Origin of the sequence: Desulfopila aestuarii DSM 18488 (genome assembly GCF_900143695.1) — a bacterium.
In the GTDB taxonomy this organism is placed as follows: Bacteria; Desulfobacterota; Desulfobulbia; order Desulfobulbales; family Desulfocapsaceae; genus Desulfopila; species Desulfopila aestuarii.
Window position 1 is genome coordinate 18,408 of sequence record NZ_FRFE01000041.1, and the last position, 17,157, is coordinate 35,564.

General features: G+C 49.9%; 18 protein-coding genes and 1 pseudogene. 7 read left to right on the forward strand and 12 right to left on the reverse strand.

Features of this window, described 5'->3' with window-relative positions:
• Positions 1-43 precede the first annotated feature (43 nt).
• The 3 genes from BUF15_RS23500 to BUF15_RS23510 all read left to right on the forward strand — a co-directional run bounded on the left by BUF15_RS23500 (position 44) and on the right by BUF15_RS23510 (position 2,353).
• Positions 44-364 (forward strand): hypothetical protein, encoded by a 321-nt coding sequence (locus BUF15_RS23500; RefSeq protein WP_073616397.1) that lies wholly within the window; start codon positions 44-46, stop codon positions 362-364.
• Between the two features lie 65 nt (positions 365-429).
• Positions 430-1,755 carry a 4Fe-4S dicluster domain-containing protein gene (locus BUF15_RS23505; RefSeq protein ID WP_084554483.1) on the forward strand — a complete coding sequence of 442 codons (1,326 nt, stop codon included), beginning with the start codon at positions 430-432 and terminating at the stop codon, positions 1,753-1,755.
• A gap of 43 nt (positions 1,756-1,798) precedes the next feature.
• Positions 1,799-2,353, forward strand: a complete 555-nt coding sequence (locus tag BUF15_RS23510; RefSeq protein ID WP_073616416.1) for a BMC domain-containing protein — start codon at positions 1,799-1,801, stop codon at positions 2,351-2,353.
• Between the two features lie 10 nt (positions 2,354-2,363).
• On the opposite strand, the gene BUF15_RS23515 is transcribed toward BUF15_RS23510, so the two are convergent.
• Complete coding sequence (locus BUF15_RS23515) at positions 2,364-3,737, reverse strand: sigma-54 interaction domain-containing protein (RefSeq protein WP_200802468.1); 1,374 nt, start codon at positions 3,735-3,737, stop codon at positions 2,364-2,366.
• A 252-nt stretch (positions 3,738-3,989) separates the two neighbouring features.
• Between BUF15_RS23515 and BUF15_RS23520 the strand changes: the two genes are divergently transcribed.
• On the forward strand, positions 3,990-4,718 hold the full coding sequence (locus BUF15_RS23520) for a sulfite exporter TauE/SafE family protein (protein WP_073616399.1): 729 nt from the start codon (positions 3,990-3,992) through the stop codon (positions 4,716-4,718).
• A gap of 449 nt (positions 4,719-5,167) precedes the next feature.
• Here the strand turns inward: BUF15_RS23520 and BUF15_RS23530 are convergent, their stop codons facing one another.
• On the reverse strand, positions 5,168-6,214 hold the full coding sequence (locus tag BUF15_RS23530) for an IS630 family transposase (RefSeq protein ID WP_073616401.1): 1,047 nt from the start codon (positions 6,212-6,214) through the stop codon (positions 5,168-5,170).
• Positions 6,215-6,436: 222 nt separating this feature from the next.
• On the opposite strand from BUF15_RS23530, the gene BUF15_RS23535 reads away from it, so the two are divergent.
• Positions 6,437-6,712, forward strand: coding sequence for a tetratricopeptide repeat protein (locus BUF15_RS23535; RefSeq protein WP_073616402.1), 276 nt, complete (start codon positions 6,437-6,439; stop codon positions 6,710-6,712).
• Here the strand turns inward: BUF15_RS23535 and BUF15_RS23540 are convergent, their stop codons facing one another.
• The 10 genes and pseudogenes from BUF15_RS23540 to BUF15_RS23580 form a co-directional block, all read right to left on the reverse strand.
• The gene (locus tag BUF15_RS23540) at positions 6,713-7,201 is read right to left on the reverse strand and encodes a hypothetical protein (RefSeq protein ID WP_073616403.1); all 489 of its coding nucleotides are present in this window, start codon (positions 7,199-7,201) and stop codon (positions 6,713-6,715) included. It lies immediately after the preceding gene.
• A 93-nt stretch (positions 7,202-7,294) separates the two neighbouring features.
• A pseudogene (locus BUF15_RS23545) lies at positions 7,295-8,082 on the reverse strand (efflux RND transporter permease subunit); the annotation flags it as partial.
• A gap of 425 nt (positions 8,083-8,507) precedes the next feature.
• A complete protein-coding gene (locus BUF15_RS27220) occupies positions 8,508-8,657 on the reverse strand; it encodes a hypothetical protein (RefSeq protein ID WP_159441366.1) in 150 nt (49 codons plus the stop codon).
• A 25-nt stretch (positions 8,658-8,682) separates the two neighbouring features.
• Positions 8,683-9,393, reverse strand: a complete 711-nt coding sequence (locus tag BUF15_RS23555; RefSeq protein WP_073616405.1) for a copper resistance protein B — start codon at positions 9,391-9,393, stop codon at positions 8,683-8,685.
• A gap of 10 nt (positions 9,394-9,403) precedes the next feature.
• Positions 9,404-11,245 carry a copper resistance system multicopper oxidase gene (locus tag BUF15_RS23560; protein WP_073616418.1) on the reverse strand — a complete coding sequence of 614 codons (1,842 nt, stop codon included), beginning with the start codon at positions 11,243-11,245 and terminating at the stop codon, positions 9,404-9,406.
• Between the two features lie 197 nt (positions 11,246-11,442).
• Positions 11,443-11,613 carry a hypothetical protein gene (locus tag BUF15_RS27225; protein WP_159441367.1) on the reverse strand — a complete coding sequence of 57 codons (171 nt, stop codon included), beginning with the start codon at positions 11,611-11,613 and terminating at the stop codon, positions 11,443-11,445.
• On the reverse strand, positions 11,603-11,914 hold the full coding sequence (locus tag BUF15_RS23565; protein ID WP_073616406.1) for a hypothetical protein: 312 nt from the start codon (positions 11,912-11,914) through the stop codon (positions 11,603-11,605). Before BUF15_RS23565 ends, BUF15_RS27225 begins: the two co-directional genes overlap by 11 nt.
• Before the next feature lie 39 nt (positions 11,915-11,953).
• Positions 11,954-12,478 carry a hypothetical protein gene (locus BUF15_RS23570; RefSeq protein WP_073616407.1) on the reverse strand — a complete coding sequence of 175 codons (525 nt, stop codon included), beginning with the start codon at positions 12,476-12,478 and terminating at the stop codon, positions 11,954-11,956.
• Between the two features lie 148 nt (positions 12,479-12,626).
• Positions 12,627-13,673, reverse strand: a complete 1,047-nt coding sequence (locus BUF15_RS23575; RefSeq protein ID WP_073616408.1) for an ATP-binding protein — start codon at positions 13,671-13,673, stop codon at positions 12,627-12,629.
• 267 nt (positions 13,674-13,940) lie between these two features.
• The gene (locus BUF15_RS23580) at positions 13,941-14,261 is read right to left on the reverse strand and encodes a hypothetical protein (protein WP_073616409.1); all 321 of its coding nucleotides are present in this window, start codon (positions 14,259-14,261) and stop codon (positions 13,941-13,943) included.
• A gap of 179 nt (positions 14,262-14,440) precedes the next feature.
• On the opposite strand from BUF15_RS23580, the gene selD reads away from it, so the two are divergent.
• Together selD and BUF15_RS23590 are read left to right on the forward strand one after the other, a co-directional pair.
• A complete protein-coding gene (gene selD / locus BUF15_RS23585) occupies positions 14,441-15,430 on the forward strand; it encodes a selenide, water dikinase SelD (protein WP_143170855.1) in 990 nt (329 codons plus the stop codon).
• 5 nt (positions 15,431-15,435) lie between these two features.
• The gene (locus tag BUF15_RS23590; RefSeq protein WP_073616410.1) at positions 15,436-16,212 is read left to right on the forward strand and encodes a sulfite exporter TauE/SafE family protein; all 777 of its coding nucleotides are present in this window, start codon (positions 15,436-15,438) and stop codon (positions 16,210-16,212) included.
• The last annotated feature ends 945 nt before the right edge of the window (positions 16,213-17,157 follow it).

Genomic DNA, 17,157 nt, shown 5'->3' on the forward strand with positions numbered 1-17,157 from the left:
ATGTTTTTAAAAACAATTAGACACCGCTATCCATGGAGAAGATATGAAAAAGAAGCTGGTCAGTTCTGATAATATCGGTGAATTCCTCGCCGTCGACACTAAGGAGATCCATGTGGACACCACCATGATTCTCACCTCCAGCGCCAAGGATTATCTGCGCAGCAAAGGAGTAAAAGTGATCTACGGAAGCAAGACGGCCGCAACCAGCAGACCGGTTATCTCCCGTGCCTGCTCGAAAAAAGATAACCTGAAAACAGTGGTCACCCGGATCGTTTCCATCCTCAGAAACGACCTGCAGGTCAGAGACAGTGCCAAGGTCGAGCGGGTAACACAGAAGGTATTGAGCAGTCTGCAAGGCAGATAGCATTATTTTGACAGCAGACTGCTAACAACCTCGTTTATTGCAAGCCCATCGGGCCCAGAAAAAATATGAGCATGAATCCAATTGTTGCAGAAGTGAAGGAGCACGGCATTGTTGGCGCCGGCGGCGCAGGGTTTCCGACCCATGTGAAGCTTGCGGCCAACGCCTCCACCGTTATCGTCAATGCGGCGGAATGTGAACCGCTGATTCATAAGGACAAGGAAATCCTCACCCACCATACGACGGATTTCCTTAACGGCCTTCGCCGCACCATGGACGCCGTTTCCGCCGAAGAAGGACTTATCGGCATCAAGGGCAAGCACGAGCAGCTCATCCAGCTGTTACGCGATGCCGCGGGCCAAGGCATCCGGGTCGTTCCTGTCGGCGATTTCTACCCCGCCGGCGACGAGATCACACTGATATACGAGACCACCGGCAAGGTGGTTGAGGCGGGCAAGTTGCCGCTCAGTCAGGGTGTTATCGTCAGTAACGTTGAGACGCTGCTCAATATCGGCAGACGCCGTCCGGTGACCACCACCTTTGTCACCCTAGGAGGCGCAGTCGAACAGAGAGTGACCCTGGAGGTCCCCATCGGTCTGCCTTTGACGACCCTGATTGAGTATGCCCGGCCAACGATCCCGGACTATACGGTGTTGCTCGGTGGCCCGATGATGGGACGCCTCGCCGCCAGTATTGAGACGGAAGTGACCACCAAAACGAGTTCCGCCATTATTATCCTGCCAAACGACCACACCTTGGTCAGGCGGATGCGGACCATGGGTAAACCGGAAACGGTCAGGAAGATCGGCAAGTCCGCCTGCGACCAGTGCATCTTTTGCACCGCGCTCTGCCCCCGTTATCTGCTCGGCCACCCGATCCAGCCCCACAAGGCGATGAGGGCCTTAATGTTCACTCCGATAGACGACAGCATTACCGAACCCCATACCCTGGCCTGCTGCGAATGCAACCTCTGCAGTATGGTCAGCTGCCCCGAAGGCTTATACCCCGGCAGCGTCAGCGTGTTGAGTAAACGGGCCACCGCTGCGGCCGGAATACGGCTCGATACCGCCAGTTCTGCCACCAACGGGCCCCATCCGCTCATCAGCTACCGCCGCACTCCCACCGGGAAACTGAAGCGACTCCTCGATCTCAATCAGTTCGGCGACCGAGGCCCCCTCAGCACCTCGTCGTTTATGCCTGCGACCCTGTCGATACCTCTCCGCCAGCATATCGGCAAGGCGGCCCAGCCCATAGTTCAGAAGGGCGACCGGGTGGCAGCGGGCAGCAAGATCGCCACTGTGGGAAGCGATCTGGGCAGTGAAATCCACGCCCCACTGGCCGGAAGAGTCGAGCAATTGAGCGAAAGCGCCATCAATCTCACTCTTGGCGAGTGAGATTTTTCTTAATTTTAACAGATAATTTTAGCTTATGAAGACTATGGCACATTCGATTGGCGTGATGGAACTTTCCAGCATTGCTGCTGGTTACCAGACAGAGGACGCGATGCTGAAGGCCGCAGACATTACCATTTTAGTGGCCCGGACCATCTGCTCCGGCAAATTCCTGATCATCGCCAGCGGCTCCGTCTCAGCAGTCAATGCCTCCCTTGAGGCCGGAGAGATGGTTGCCGGCTCCTATCTCATTGAAAAACTCACCATCGCCAATGTCGAGCAGCAACTCTTTGCCGCCATCGCCGGTACCGTGACGGTGAGCGATGTATCCTTCAGGGCGTTGGGAATAGTGGAAACCTTTGCGGCAACCCCGATCATTGAGGCGGCGGATGCAGCAGCCAAGGCTGCCGATGTCACCCTCCTTCGGGTCCATGTCTCCATGGCCATCGGCGGCAAGGGATACTTTCTGGTAACAGGCGATGTCGCGGCAGTCGAGGCTGCGGTGGACGCTGCCTGCTCAGCTATCGAACTGTCGGGGATGCTGGTGAACCGGGTTGTCATTCCGGCGGCCACCAAGGAACTAATGCAGGAGCTGCTCTAAGGCGCCACGATTACCCCTGGGAAGGTGAGGCGATGTCGTATTTTTTCATTTTGCGGTACAGGGTGACCCGGTCAATGCTGAGTTCATCCGCAGCCCTGGCCAATGAATTTGTCACCCGCAAAACCTTGAGAATCTCCACCTTCTCAAACTCAGCCACCAGGTCCTGGAGCGACTTTCGACCATGACTCTCGTTGTTCATGAGTACCGACAAAGGCAGGTCTTGAGGCGCCAGCGTGGTATTATTGGGCGACGTTGCTACGATGGAATGGAGCATATTCTCCAGTTCGCGCACATTTCCCGGCCAATGATATTTTTCGAGAGTCTGGAGCGCCGCATCCTCAAAGCTCACGTTTTTATTGTATCGTTTGGTAAATGTTCCAAGAAAATAGTTTATCAGCGGCAGAATATCGCCACCCCGATCCCTAAGCGGCGGAAGATGCACTACAGCCACCCGGATACGATAATAGAGATCTTCGCGGAAGGTTTTCTCCCTGATTGCTTCTTCAAGATTTTTGTTGGTAGCCGAAATGACCCGGACATTCACCTTTTGTAAGGTCGTCGAACCAACCCGGACATACTCCTGATCCTGAAGAAAACGCAACAACTTGGCCTGCACCTGCATCGGCAACTCACCGATCTCGTTTAGAAACAGGGTACCGTTATTGGCCATTTCGATATAGCCCGGCTTGCCATTGGCGTTTGCACCGGAAAATGCGCCCGGCGCATAGCCGAAAAGTTCCGACTCAACCAGATTTTCAGGAATCGCTGAACAGTCGACTTCAATAAAGGGTTTTTTAAATCGGGGGCTACTGCGATGAATTTCCTTGGCGATAAAGTTCTTGCCGACACCTGTCTCGCCCAAGAGGAGAACCGTGGCATCCGTGGTGGAAACGTTTTTCACCATGTCCATCAATTCCAGCATGGCCGAGCTTTTCGACAACGGCAGCGGCAGGGTGCCATCACGGCCTTCACCCAGGATGGTCTTCTGATAGGTTTTGATCAGCTCACGCTGAAAACCGAGATGTTCCTCCATCCGGCTGAGTGCAGTAGTATCACGGGCAAAGGTAACGACGAGCGCCACTTCCCCACGCTCATCGAAAACCGGGTGCCCCTGCAAAACAACGCGCCGGCCGTTTTTCGTTAGCTGGACCACGCTTTTGGGCTTTCGGGTTTGGACAATCTCGGGATTAAGGATAACATCGTATTTGCCGACTTTTTTCAGATCAGTGACCCTGCTGCCGAGCAATTCATCTCTGGTTAAACCGGTAATTCCCTCATAGGCACGATTGACATGCAGAGTATAGCCATCCCGGTCGGAAATGTAGACCCCTTCGTCGAGGACATCGAGGATATCTTCTGCGTATTTGTTAATCTTACTGATCATATGCAACATCTCTCAAGAAGCGAAAAGCCGGGAATTCTGCCGGTTGTTTGTCCACACATCGGTCAGCAGGGCAACAGGGTGCGGCGCCAGCCAGCGTGTTCTGCTCCAGTCTGCCAAAGAGTAAGCCTATCCTCTTCCGTGGTTTCATGCAAGTTTTCTCTATCTGCTCAAAATGTTATGGGACCAGCCCAAAAATGACCACTCAAGTAAGATCGTATTTTTCTTTTACAAATAAGATGGGATACAACACGTATGGCTGAGCTGTGGATCATAATTCTGGCCTGGTTCGCCGGTGGTTTTGTCAACGGCATTGCTGGCTTTGGCGCGGCGATGATCGCCATGCCCCTGCTTACCTCGTTTATTGAACTCTCCGTGGCAGTACCAAGCTGCACTTTGGTCGTCTTGTGCCTCAATTTTCATGTGGGCTGGACCTTCCGTCGCTATATTGAATGGCATTATTTGAAAGGAATTGTCTATGGCGCTGTGCCAGGTGCGATACTGAGTGTGTTCGTACTGGAGTATATTCCCGAACATCAAATGAAAGGTGGAATGGGAATCTTCATCACCTGTTATGCCCTGTGGAGTCTCTATAGTGACAGCGGCAAAAAAAAGGTTATTCACCACCTCTGGGGCTATCTCGCCGGTATCCTCTCTTCTGCCTTCGGTATGGCCTTTGGCTTCAACGGGCCGCCTCTCGCCGTCTATATCGCCTATTGCGGCTGCCCATCCCAGGCGGTGAAGGGCGTTCTCGGCGCCGGCTTTATCATTACCAGTACCTGCATCGTGCTCGCAAAAATCGTCACTGGCCAGGTTGACACCACGGTGCTCACTATTTTCGCAGCCGCAACACCGGCGGTGATTATCGGCAGTAAGCTAGGTATCAGATTTTCCGCTTCACTCAGCGAATACTCCTACCGTAAGGTGCTCTTTTGCACCCTCGCACTCATGGGGATGAAAATTGCCTGGTCTGCACTGGCCTAAAGAGTTCGTTTCCAGTACCTCAGAGGTGGCCTCATTCTTTTAAACAAAATTAGAGAATAATTAGGGTGTGAACTGGCAATATCATACCATAGTCGGAATGGCATATTAGAGCTTCTTTCTGATATAATAGGACTTTGTATTTCACTGAAATTGCCCGGAAAAGGAGTAACAACAGACTGAATATTACCAAAGATAAGGACATGCGAGCGTCAAAAGGTCATGCTTGTCAATCTCATTACCTGTTATTCGATCATGAGCTCATGGACAATCTCTCCTCTGAGACTGCATTTTTGCTGTTAGGATTACGAAACCGACTGATTTATTCAGGAAATCAAAAGTTTGATCAAAATCTTGTGCTTGCTGAGATTGACTTGGCAATCTTACTTAACCGGCACCTGTTCATACACGTAACACAGGAGTTCTGCTATTAACCCGGCGGAGATATAGGTTCATGCAGCGTATCTGATTGAAGGATGTTCAAAATACTTCGCAACTCTTTCAGATTTCTTTTGCAACATCCGCATGTGGCTCGATACTGTTTTCTTAAGATCTTCACTGCTTCTGCTCGGAGCAGCACGCCGAATACCTGACTTCAGATCGCAATTGAGGTATTCATCTGGATTGAGTTCTGGAGAGTAGGAGGGTAGATAAAATACCTCTATCTTCTCCTTATTCTTATCCTTCTCAAGCCAGCGCCGTACCAGAATTGCATGGTGCACTTTCAAATTATCAAGCACCAAAAATACCTTTCTGTCTGCATCTTTTATGAGACGTTTCATAAATTTCAGCAAAACGCGTGCTGTCATGGTTGACTCGTACATCATGAATCGCAACAGCCCCTTATTGTTGATAGCCGAAATCATATTGAGTGAAAAACGTTTCGCATTAATTGCAACAACAGGGGTCTTGCCACGGGGCGCGTAACCACGACTATGCTGACAATCATTGCGAACGCCGGTCTCATCTCCCCAGTATATTTCAGCCTTCTCTGCTGCTGCACGACTTTTGATCTTTGGATAGGTAACATCAAGCCATTCCTGGACAGCTTTAGGGCTTTGCTCATAGGCCTTTCGGATAGGCTTCTGAGGTGTAAAACCCCATCTTTTCAGATAGTCACCTACAGTGCGGATAGCCATTCGCACACGCCACATCTGATAAACAACCGACTGAATTGCCTTGCGGGTCCATAGCGCAAATGGCAGTTTAAGTTGTTTAGGATTCTTCTCAACCAGCAACCTTTTAAGACATCTCTCCTGATCGGCGGAAAGAAGGCAATTATCCCCCTTGTTGCGCCCCCGCTTTCCAAGCTGGATCGCTTTGGCCTTACGATCTCCCTTTTCCCAGGCTCTTATCCATCGACATGCAACCCCATAGTGAATGCCGATGATTTTTGCTATTTCCTTGCGCTCTACGCCTTTTTTGAAAAGGTTAATTGCAAGATTCCTATTGTGTTGTTGGATTTCACTTGAGAGTGATCTCGAATCTGTATTTTCCATTCCAACAGCGTAACATAATTTACCTATTTTGTCGCCAGGTTAATAACAAGTAGATGTGCCATGCCCTAAAGTCATCACTAGCGATACTTATTCTTTTTTTTGAGAGAGATAAATTCCCACTAGGTTCATAGGAGGAATGATAAGAGCAAAGCATTATGTTGAATAAGAGGGAAAAAGTACTTTCTTGATGGGAATTTAACGGCGAGTATCAATCAGTTTACAATGGCACTTGAAAAAGAGCCTAGTTCTCCGGAAAATTTGCTTTGTAGGGGAGCGGCATATCTGAAACTTGGTCAGTTTGATAATGCTGTTAAAGATTTATCCAAAGAACTTCATGGAGGTCTTGATTGCGAAAAAGCGTCTTTTCTTCGGGGCATTGCCTACCTCAATGCTAGTAAATTCGAACAAGCCTTGATTGATCTGAACCAAACTTTGCAGATCTCAAGAAGAAGATGTCCAGGAGAGAGTGTTGTCTTCCCCCTGGACATCTCGCAATAATTACATCTGATGATGCTCATACCAGAATTTTACAGTATGCTTACCCTTGTCTTCTTTAAACAGGCAAATCACACCCCATTTTCCCGCTTCATCAATAGTGAAATTCGCTGCGAAGTTCCCTCCGCCATAATCTTTCAGGTCGGCAATCTGCTCTTTTCCGGAAGGAGCAATAATTTTTACTTTCCCCGCCGCCTTCTCGATCTTCTCATCACCTCGCATGAACGTTGCCATAATGTGATGGGTCTTGCCGTCGGGATCTTTCATGTTCATCGAGGCCAGATCCATAATCTGAAATTCAGTATGGACGTCATCGGCCATTGCTGAATGGACGAACTTGCCATCGGCGCTGGCGCTGCCATGACTCATGCTGCTGTGCTCACCTGTTGCAGCAGGGCCAGCCGAGCCGGTATGCTGGTGCGAATCAGTTGCAAAAGCAGGGGTAATCCAGAAAATAACTGCTGCACACATTACAGTAACAATACTCTTCATGGTGTTCTCCATTTCGTAATATTTCTTCAGGATCCTCTATTGGATCGGTTTCCACCGCATGATGCGGAATCTTCATTGAAGCGTTATTACGCCTCAATTTTCTTTTTCTTCTACTGTGGTTCTTCGGGGCAAACCATAGCCCTTCCACAACCCATAAATCGCTGGCACTACCACTAAAGTAAGTACGGTTGCGCTCACCATTCCCCCTACCATCGGGGCGGCAATCCGTTTCATGACCTCGGAACCGGTTCCGGATGACCACATGATGGGAGCACGACCAGCAATGATGGCTACCACCGTCATCATCTTTGACCGTACCCCCGCAGTGCAGCACCTTCTTCAATCGCTTCGGCAAGATGTACCTGAGAGAACTGACTGCCGTATTTTTCCTTGTACTTTTTGTAGGAAATATCCAGATAGATGAGCATCACCACCCCGGTCTCCGCCGCAACTCCCGCCAGGGCGATAAAGCCGACAGCCACCGCTACGCTCATGTTGTAGCCCAGCAAGTCCATGATCCACAGCCCGCCGGTGAGCGCGAAAGGCACGGATAACATGACAATGAGACTTTCGGTAACATTCTTGAAATTGGGGTAGAGCAGCAGAAAGATGATGATAAGGGTAGCGGGTACGACCAGTCGCAACTTTTTCTCGGCTCGAACCATGTATTCATACTGACCAGACCAGACAATCGAATAGCCTGGAGGCAGCTCGATATTCTCGTTCACGACCTGCTGAGCCTTTTTCACATAACTGCCCACATCGACATTGGCGATATCCACGTAAATCCAAGCGTTCTTTCTGGCGTTTTCGCTCTTGATGGCCGGCGCTCCCTTCTTGATCGTGATATCGGCAACCTGAGTGATGGGTATCTGGGCACCGCTGCATCAGAAATTTCCTGGGCATAATTGGCGGTCTTGGAAACTTGAGGCCAGTAGGCATGAGTTCGGTCAATGCTTGAGACCAGGATATCGACGTATTTCCGAATTCTACGCAAATGACTCGCGGTCTCTTCGTCACGAAATTCTGCTAGGCTGGCCAGCGCCTCAATCGACACAATCTGGGTCATCCGAACTTTTTCGGAATTCCTCCTGGCTAGTCCCGCATGAAACAGAGCCAGGACCGTCGTCAGGGCCAGCATGAATACGACTTCCAGGAAGGTGTGCCAGAAGGTATCATGCAATACTGGTCCAGGGGTGGTCGCAAACATCACACCAATCAGGTCCCGCATAACTGGGGCCAAGCTCAGGATTATAACGAAGACGCCATAGACCTGTATCTGCTTATTCATGTTCTGTCTTTTGGTTTATGTTTCGAGGCAATTCATCGCGGCAGCGGCAATGTCAGTGAGTGGGATGGCTTGGAGCACCAACGTTATGACCTGCGGTTCTCCTGCGACCTTGACCAGGCCGCCCTGATCCCTATGGTTGTCCGTTCTTGACGAAGATGAAAACATTACAACCTCCACTTATCATCAGGTCCTATAGCCAACAGCGAATACCGACGACAATCTGGAACTGATCGGTCTCATCACCTTCTTCAACGGCATAATCGGCTGTCTGGCCGTACAGCCGCGTCCAGCTTACCCCCAGATACGGCGCGAACTCACGACGGATTTCATAGCGAATCCGCAATCCGGCCTCGACAGTCGACAGGCCGGAACCGGTTGCGGTTTCTGGATCATCCTTGCCTGAGAGAGTCAGTTCCAGCTCCGGCACAAGGATGAGCCTCTGGGTCAGTAAAAGCTCATATTCCGCCTGGATCCTGGCCTGGCTACGGCCACTCTCCCCCAGAAAGAGCGCGGCATCGAGATCAAAGAAATAGGGGGCGAGTCCTTTGACTCCAACAGCCAGCCAGTTACGAACCGGCTCCGGCCGCAGATCACCGCGCCAGCCAACCTGCAGGTCCCAGAAAGGGGCAATCGCCCGGCTATAGAGGGCCTGCAGGTTGGCTTCGCCGATGCTGCCTCTCTCGTAGTCCCCTTTCGTCTTGAGCCAGAGTTTGTCCAGATCCCTGCCAAGCCAGCCGTCCAGGCTCCAGTTCACCGTGGCATCAGAATCGCCAGTTCGAAGCTCCAACTGATCGAGCATCACCTTGCCAAGGAGCGGGTCGTCGTCCATGTCGCCGGCCAGCGACATGGATGAATGAGCAACGATCACCAGAGGAAACAACAAATGCATGATATGTTTCATTTTCAACTCCTTAACGCACTTCGACTTTACGAAACATCCCCAGCATATGGTAGAGCAGGTGACAGTGAAATGCCCAGTCGCCCCGAGCATCGGCGGAAACCAAGTAGCTCAGCTTCGCCCCGGGCTGGACAATTACCGTGTGCTTGCGCGGGATGTGCTGCCCATCGCCCGTCTCTAGATCACTCCACATGCCATGGAGATGCATGGGGTGATTCATCATCGTGTCATTGACGAAAGTAATCCGCAACCGCTCTCCATACTTGAAGTTAAGCGGATCGGCATCACCATATTTTATCCCGTTGATTGACCACATATACCGGCCCATGTTACCGGTCAGGTGCAGTTGTACCTCCCGTTCCGGCTCGCGGGTGTCGGGTGTCGGGTGGAGGTTGCGCAGGTCGCCATAGGTCAACACTCTACGGCCATTGTTGCGTAAGCCGACACCGGGATCATCGATGCGATGCTGCGGGTCCTCGGCCCTGCCGTCGACATGGAGGCCAAACTCCGCCGGACCGTGGATTACCTTTGTACCACTGCCTTGACCGATTGCGCCGTTACCCTTTAAGACAGTGGCACCGCTAGCAGTGTGGCCCATACTGTGACCGGCCGGCATGCTATGATGCATGGCGTGCGCTGAGGAGGCGGGCGGAGCAGTCATGGCCATGTCGTCCATGGTCAGCTGTTCTATCTCCAGCTCATCAGCAGCCATCCCACCCATGGCCATACCCATGTCCATGTGGCTGAGAATCGGATAAGGGTCTAGAGCGGGAACCTCAGCGGTCAACGACGGATCGGGGGTGAGAACGCCCCGGGCATAACCGCTTCGGTCGAGGGCCTGGGCATAAACGCAATAGGCGCGATCATCTTTGGGCTCGACGATAACATCATAGGTTTCGGCAACCCCTATCCTGAACTCATCGACAGTAACTGGTGCGACATTCTGGCCATCGGCGGCGACAACCTGCATGGCAAGATCGGGAATGCGCACATCGAAAAAGGTCATGGCCGAACCGTTAATAAAGCGCAGCCGCACCCGCTCGCCCTTCGTAAACAGGCCGGTCCAGCCGGAAGCCGGCGGCTGGCCGTTTATCAGGAAGGTGTAGGTGTAACCTGTGACATCGGAGAGATCCCGATCGCTCATCCGCATCCTGTTCCACATAGACCGCTCGGCCCAGGTCTGCGACACCCCTTTCTCCTTAATCTCGCGAATGAGATCGCCGGCGGTGCGTTCGGCAAAGTTGTAATAGTGGCTCAGCTTCTTGAGTTTGGCATAAATCGATTCCGGGTCCTCATCCGACCAGTCGGACAGGAGAATGACATAGTCCCTGTCGTAGCCAAACGGCTCGGGTTGTCGGGGATCGATGATAATCGCACCGTACATGCCGGTCTGCTCCTGAAAGCCCGAATGGCTGTGGTACCAGTAGGTGCCGCTCTGATGCACATCAAAGGTGTAGCGGAAGGTTTCGCCGGGTTCGATCCCCTTGAAGCTGATGCCGGGGACACCGTCCATCTCCATCGGCAGGATAATACCATGCCAGTGAATGGAGCTTTGTTCCGCCAGATGATTGGTCACATTCAGGATCACCCGGTCGCCTTCCCGCCAGCGCAGCACCGGCCCGGGCACCAGACCGTTCACGGTGGTAGCCAGCCGCTCCTGGCCAGTGAAGTTGACCCGCTTGGACGACAGTGTCAGGTCGAACCGGGTCCCCCGCAGCACTGGTTGCCAAGAAGATGTCAATGAAGCCAGCAGCCGGTCGGGGGCTATGCCCAAGCCCAGGAGTGCACCTCCCGCGGCTATCCCTTTGACAAACTGCCGTCGCGGCAGAGAGGCCCCACCATACTTGAGAAACATTTCCAATGCGTTCACGGACAACCTCCTGAATGTAATGCGTGGTATCGGCGTCCCTTTATCATGTACCCCTTACTCCGTCAGGACCTTCGGCAAGTGGAGACCATCTGGTCGAGCATGAGCACTGAAAAGACTTGGGTCTCACAGCAACATGGTTCGGTTCACCTCAACGAGTTGCCAGCCACAACAGCGTTGTCCCACTACATCCCGACAAAGTCCGGTATTACCTGCTGCCAGACAAGCAGCCCCGCTGACACAGTGACAACGGTAAAGAAAAACAAATCAAGCCGTCCATGGTTGAGACACCCCAATCCAGCAATTGCCCGCATCCTGGGCACCTCTACTCCTGCTGAACCACTACTATTGTCCATCCGGCCAACCACCCCCCATCATACTTCCAGTTTGTCCTGATCTGTCAGTATCTCCCATTTCTTTACCTGGCCCCATGTAATTTTCTCGCTCAGCAGGCGTCATCTGTTTCACACGGCTAAGCCACTCTGATTGAAACGCCTTGCGGTCTGCTTGAGAAGCATTCTGCATAGTTCCTCTTAATTCACTTAGTTCCTGCATCGACATCGTACTGTAATCTGCTGCCCAAATATTAGAATTCAAGATAAATAGAGTTAGGATGGTAAACCCTATAATTTTATTATTATACATTTTTGATGCCATTGGTTGATTCCGAAAATCATAAAATGAGACGAAATGTGACTACTTCTGCTGCATGCCCATCTCTTGCTGCATCAACATGCCGTTCAAGAGCTCCTGCATCATATTCATTTTATCCTCCATCATCTGCATTTTTGCATCATCTCCTCCGGTTGGCGATTTGCCCATCATGCCACCTTTCATACAATCCATGTCACCCATCATTTTGTCCATCATCTGCATTTTCTTTTCCATCATAGACATCCGATCGTCCATTGACATCTTGCCGTGAGCACCATGCATCATTCCGGCATGTTTATTGCCCGACATAGACAGCATGGTCATATTCTCTCGCATCATTTTCATATGGTGTTGCATCATCTCCTGACGTTTGACAGGGTCTTTCTCCTTCTCTACCTGCTCTCTTGATTGCTGCAGTTCTGTTACAGATGAGTCGACATTGTCCATGGTCATCTGCTCGATTGCCTGCTCACCGCCCTCTGCAGGGTGATGGGCATCGACTGCAAAGGTCGGACTAGTAAAAAGACAAAGAGAGACTAATGATCCTGCAAGAATGATTTTCTTCATGGTAATTCTCCCAAAAAAAGGTTGTGTTTGCTACGGCTTCTTTATGGTGACTGTCTGGTGGTACATCTGGGTAGTATCTGTGGCTTGTAGTATTACTAGAATACTCATCACATTGATCGTTTTCCATCTCGACAGACGGCAGTAACGCTTAAAGGTCATCACGATCAACTCGTGTTTCCCTGAGAAATTGATCAAGATTCCGGTCAGCGTTCTCCCTGGGCACAATAATTCTAAATGTTGAGCCTGATGTTGTCCCGGGAAGATATACGATGTCCCCATCATGATCTCTCAACACCTTCCTGCCTGCAGCGAGAGCCAAGCCGTCGCCATGAGGTTTGGTAGTAAAAAATGGAGTAAAGAGTTTTGGGCGATTCTGTTGAGATATGCCCTCTCCCTCATCGGTAACCTCAAGGTAACAGGATGATCCACCACGCTTTGAGCGGAGAAAAATCTTTTTCCCGGGCTCTGAGGCTTCGATGGCATTTTCAATGATATTATCCAGCACTCTGCCAAGAGCCTCGCTGACTATCATTGACGGACATCCGGCAGCATCAGCCTGGAGTACCAGCTGCACCTGGGCCTTTTGGGCTGGCTGAAGATATTTATGGTAACTTGATTCAAGCAATTGATTGAGGTCAGCTGAAATCGCATCCACTTGTTTTTCAGGCATAAATCTCTCGAGCACCTCCATCAGGCGGCGAAGCTTGCCGAGTTCCTGTTGGAAATTCTGGTCTTCTTCAGGATTTATGAGCCCCGCAGAGCGTTGGTGAATACTGGCGAGACTGGTGACTGCATCTTTTATCTCAAAACTCAGGGCCGCGGCAGCTTTGGCAAGGGTCGTCATTCTTTCTCCCTCGATGAGCTTCCTCTGTTGGCTTTGTCGCCTATCACTCAGCCACCCGATCAGTATCGAGACAAACAGGTACATTACCAGTTGCGTGAAAAGAACCGCATATGCCGCTCCATGTGTGGGAGTTTCATCATGCACAACCATAGGGGAGTAAATAATACAGACCAGGATGGCAGCTCCCAACCCAATGCGCATTCCGAACCAGAAACTGGCAAGAATAATGGGAATGAAGAAGAGTTCACTATGTAAGATGTGTAATCCATATCTTGCAGGGATGGTTGTCATGTGGAGAAACGATATTCCGAGCACCATACATGTGATGAGGATTGCTTTGAAAGAATTCATGGAATCGACCCTGATTACTTGTGATTTGCATATTGCCAAGCTGTAATGACCTGCAAGTGTATTCTCATTGAGAAGCCAAGTGTTCGAGTACTCCAGAGAGACTGGTACCTCAGGGGCTCATAGAACAGAGATGACTATCTGTATGATTGATGCAGGACTCGGGCCAAATCTGCATAAAACTGTATCCTCCAGTAAATTCAAGGAATAGCGTTGAATAGTGTTTCGCTACCCCAACGCATGGCGTACAAATATTGGACATTGCTAGAATCAAGTTCCGTTGAGGTTGAAAATAAATAGCCAGTCGAAATAATCATCTGGAACAACGAGAGAAATCATTGAAACAATTTTCTGAATTGCAGGGACTCGCCATTCTCCTGCGCGCAACACCCCATCTTTTTGATATTTAGGTATATTTACCCTCAATGCCCTGCGAGTTACTGGATGAAATATTGGGCTTAAGTCCGACTCTCTGTAAATTTTAGAGTAAAAGCCGTTGAGTGTACAAAAAATGGACACATTCCTTGCTGTCGGTAAATATATCCGTTCAGAAAACTTAGTTTTATCCCCATCAACCTTCCAAACGCACATACCCCTCCGCACCAGTGATAGCACCTTCGTTCTTGACATCATTGAAAACCATTCTATCATAAGGTGAGCCTATTGATTAATTTCGATTCATAGATTTTTTCTATAAGGAATGTTCCATGGACTTTTCCAAAAAGAAAACCCTCACTGGATTAGCTCGCACCTGCGGTTGAGCTGCCAAAATAGGTCCGACGGATCTGTCGGACGCGCTTGCGGGCCTCAAAACACCATCTGATATAAATCTTCTTGTCGGCATAGAAACATCTGATGATGCTGCCGTCTATCGCCTCTCCGATGAAATCGCCATGATCAACACTGTCGATTTCATTACGCCGCCTGTTGATGATCCATATTGGTTTGGCCAGATATCAGCGGCAAATTCAATATCGGATGTCTATTCCATGGGCGGAAAACCACTGACGGCACTCAATGTCGTGATGTTTCCGTCGAAGCATCTCGACATGGGGGTACTTCGCGAAATTCTAAAAGGCGGGCACGACAAAACAGTTGAAGCCGGAGCCTGCCTTGTCGGTGGTCATACTGTTGATGATGAAGAACCCAAATATGGTCTTTGCGTGAACGGTGTTGTTCATCCAGACCGCATCATCACCAATGCAGGTGCACAACCTGGCGATGCCTTGATTCTAACGAAGCCGGTCGGGTCTGGCGTATTATTCAATGCCGTCCGTTCAGGAAAACTGCCTTACGCTGAAATGGAAAGGGAGATCCTGCCAATCATTGCTGCATTGAACGGTGCTGCAATGGATGCCGGTTTGAAATATAGCCTGCATGCCTGTACAGATGTTACTGGCTTTGGCATACTCGGCCATCTGCTGGAAATGGCACACGGGTGTGATTCAAGGATTATCATCGATTACAGAAAAATACCGTTCTACCCTCATGCTCTTGAAATGTACAGGAAGGGTGAAACAACGGGCAGCAACAAACCCAACAGGGCAATGGTAGATAAGCATAACCTTGAAGTGTGTCTTGACCTCGACAATGCAAGTGAGCAACTGCTGTATGACCCGCAAACCTCGGGTGGTCTGGTGCTTGCCCTGCCCAATTCCCAAGCGGAGGATCTAATACAGGCTCTCTATAGCGCAGGTGTTAAATATGCTGCCAAAATTGGCGAGGTAACCAATGAATCTGTCGGTATAACAGTTCAATAACAACAATGGAACTGTACCTTGTAATTGGTGTCCTCGGACTGGTTACAGGATTTCTGTCAGGTCTGCTCGGTATAGGAGGGGGAATCATCATGGCTCCTCTGTTGCTTTATGTTCCTCCTCTTGTCGGCCTGAAACCTTTGACCATGCAGTGTGTAGCTGGTCTTACCATTGTTCAGGGGTTGGCAAGTTGCCTGTCCGGAGCATTTGTTCACAAAAGAATGCGCTTCGTGTCCAATCAGCTTTCCATTTGCATGGGCAGCGCCATCTTTTTATTTGCCGTTATTGGCGGGGCTGGCTCAAAGTTTGTTTCTAACACTCTTCTTCTTTTTATCTTTGCCTGTCTTGCGTTTACTGCTTCCATCTGCATGTTGCTGCCGGTTTCTCATGATATTGAGATGCCAAATGTCAGCGGTCTGGAATTCAGCCGTTTCCGAGCACTCACCACAGCATCTGGCGTCGGCCTTCTTGGAGGACTTGTTGGTCAAGGAGGATCTTTTATTTTGATTCCCCTAATGACGTCATATGTGCAAATCCCCACCAGAATTGCTATTGGCACTAATCTCGCAATTGTTCTGTTGTCTTCGATTGCAGGATTTATAGGCAAGTCGCTGACAGGGCAAATTGAGTGGCTGTTGACCATCCCAATCATCTTGACTGTTATGCCAGCTGCAGCAATGGGAGGGCTGGTAAGTTGCAAAGTATCCATAATTCACCTCAGACGACTTCTGGCCATACTCATAGCCATGGCAGCTTTTAGAACGTGGATTTCATTGCTGTGCTGAATGATGTTGGCTGAGGTGGGTCGTCACTAATTGAAGTTGAACCAATAAGGGAGACATGCATTAAAAATGAGTCGGCAAGGTTAAAAAAAATATCAACACAAGATGTTGAATTTGTTCCTGACAGGGTAGGACTCGGCATTTTATTGAAATTATGCGAAATGGAGCAACAACAGACTTTAGCTTACCAAAGATAAGGACATGCAAGCGTCAGAAGGTCATGCTTGTCAATCCCATTACCTGTTATTCGATCATGAGCTCACGGATTATCTACAGTCAGAGACTACATTTATGCTGTTAGGAATTTGAAAAAGCAGAACTCCCTACATGCAGTAGAAATCTCAGATTTGACGTTTATCGAAAAATAATCGAGATTGTGTTGGCAACCTCTAACGTCCTTTTATAGGGTCAGATCAAATCGAAACTATCTCAGTTTATACCAGTCAAAATCTTTCCTAATCGATCTCCACCGCAATAAGCTCTGAACTGGCTGACACCGGATGAAGGCGATTACTCGACGCTACCAGCATTGGACTGGCAGCATTACCTGGGCGGGTTTTCCACTTAAGGAATGAAGAAATCTGTTCAAACGAACTGAGCCACTTCTATGTTCGCTAATCAGGTTGCGCCGTAATACTGTTTCAGTTCGCAGTTGACAACCGGTCTAGCCCTCCTTGCATTTGTCTTTTGATTAAGGCTAAAATACCCAATACTCTGTAAATATATCAGGCCTACTCGGATTGCCGGGTGTCTACACCGGCAATCAGTACAGCTGCATGCACAGATAGGATCTCCGATGGCCGTTGACCTAAGCACAATGCTCAATCTGAACGCGCTCATAGCAGCATTGCTCAGCGTGCTGATGAATGTCTTTGCCTGGCGGAAAAAGGGATACAAAGGTTTTAGGACCATAAGTTTTTCGTATATTGTTTTCGGGGCGGGCCTCCT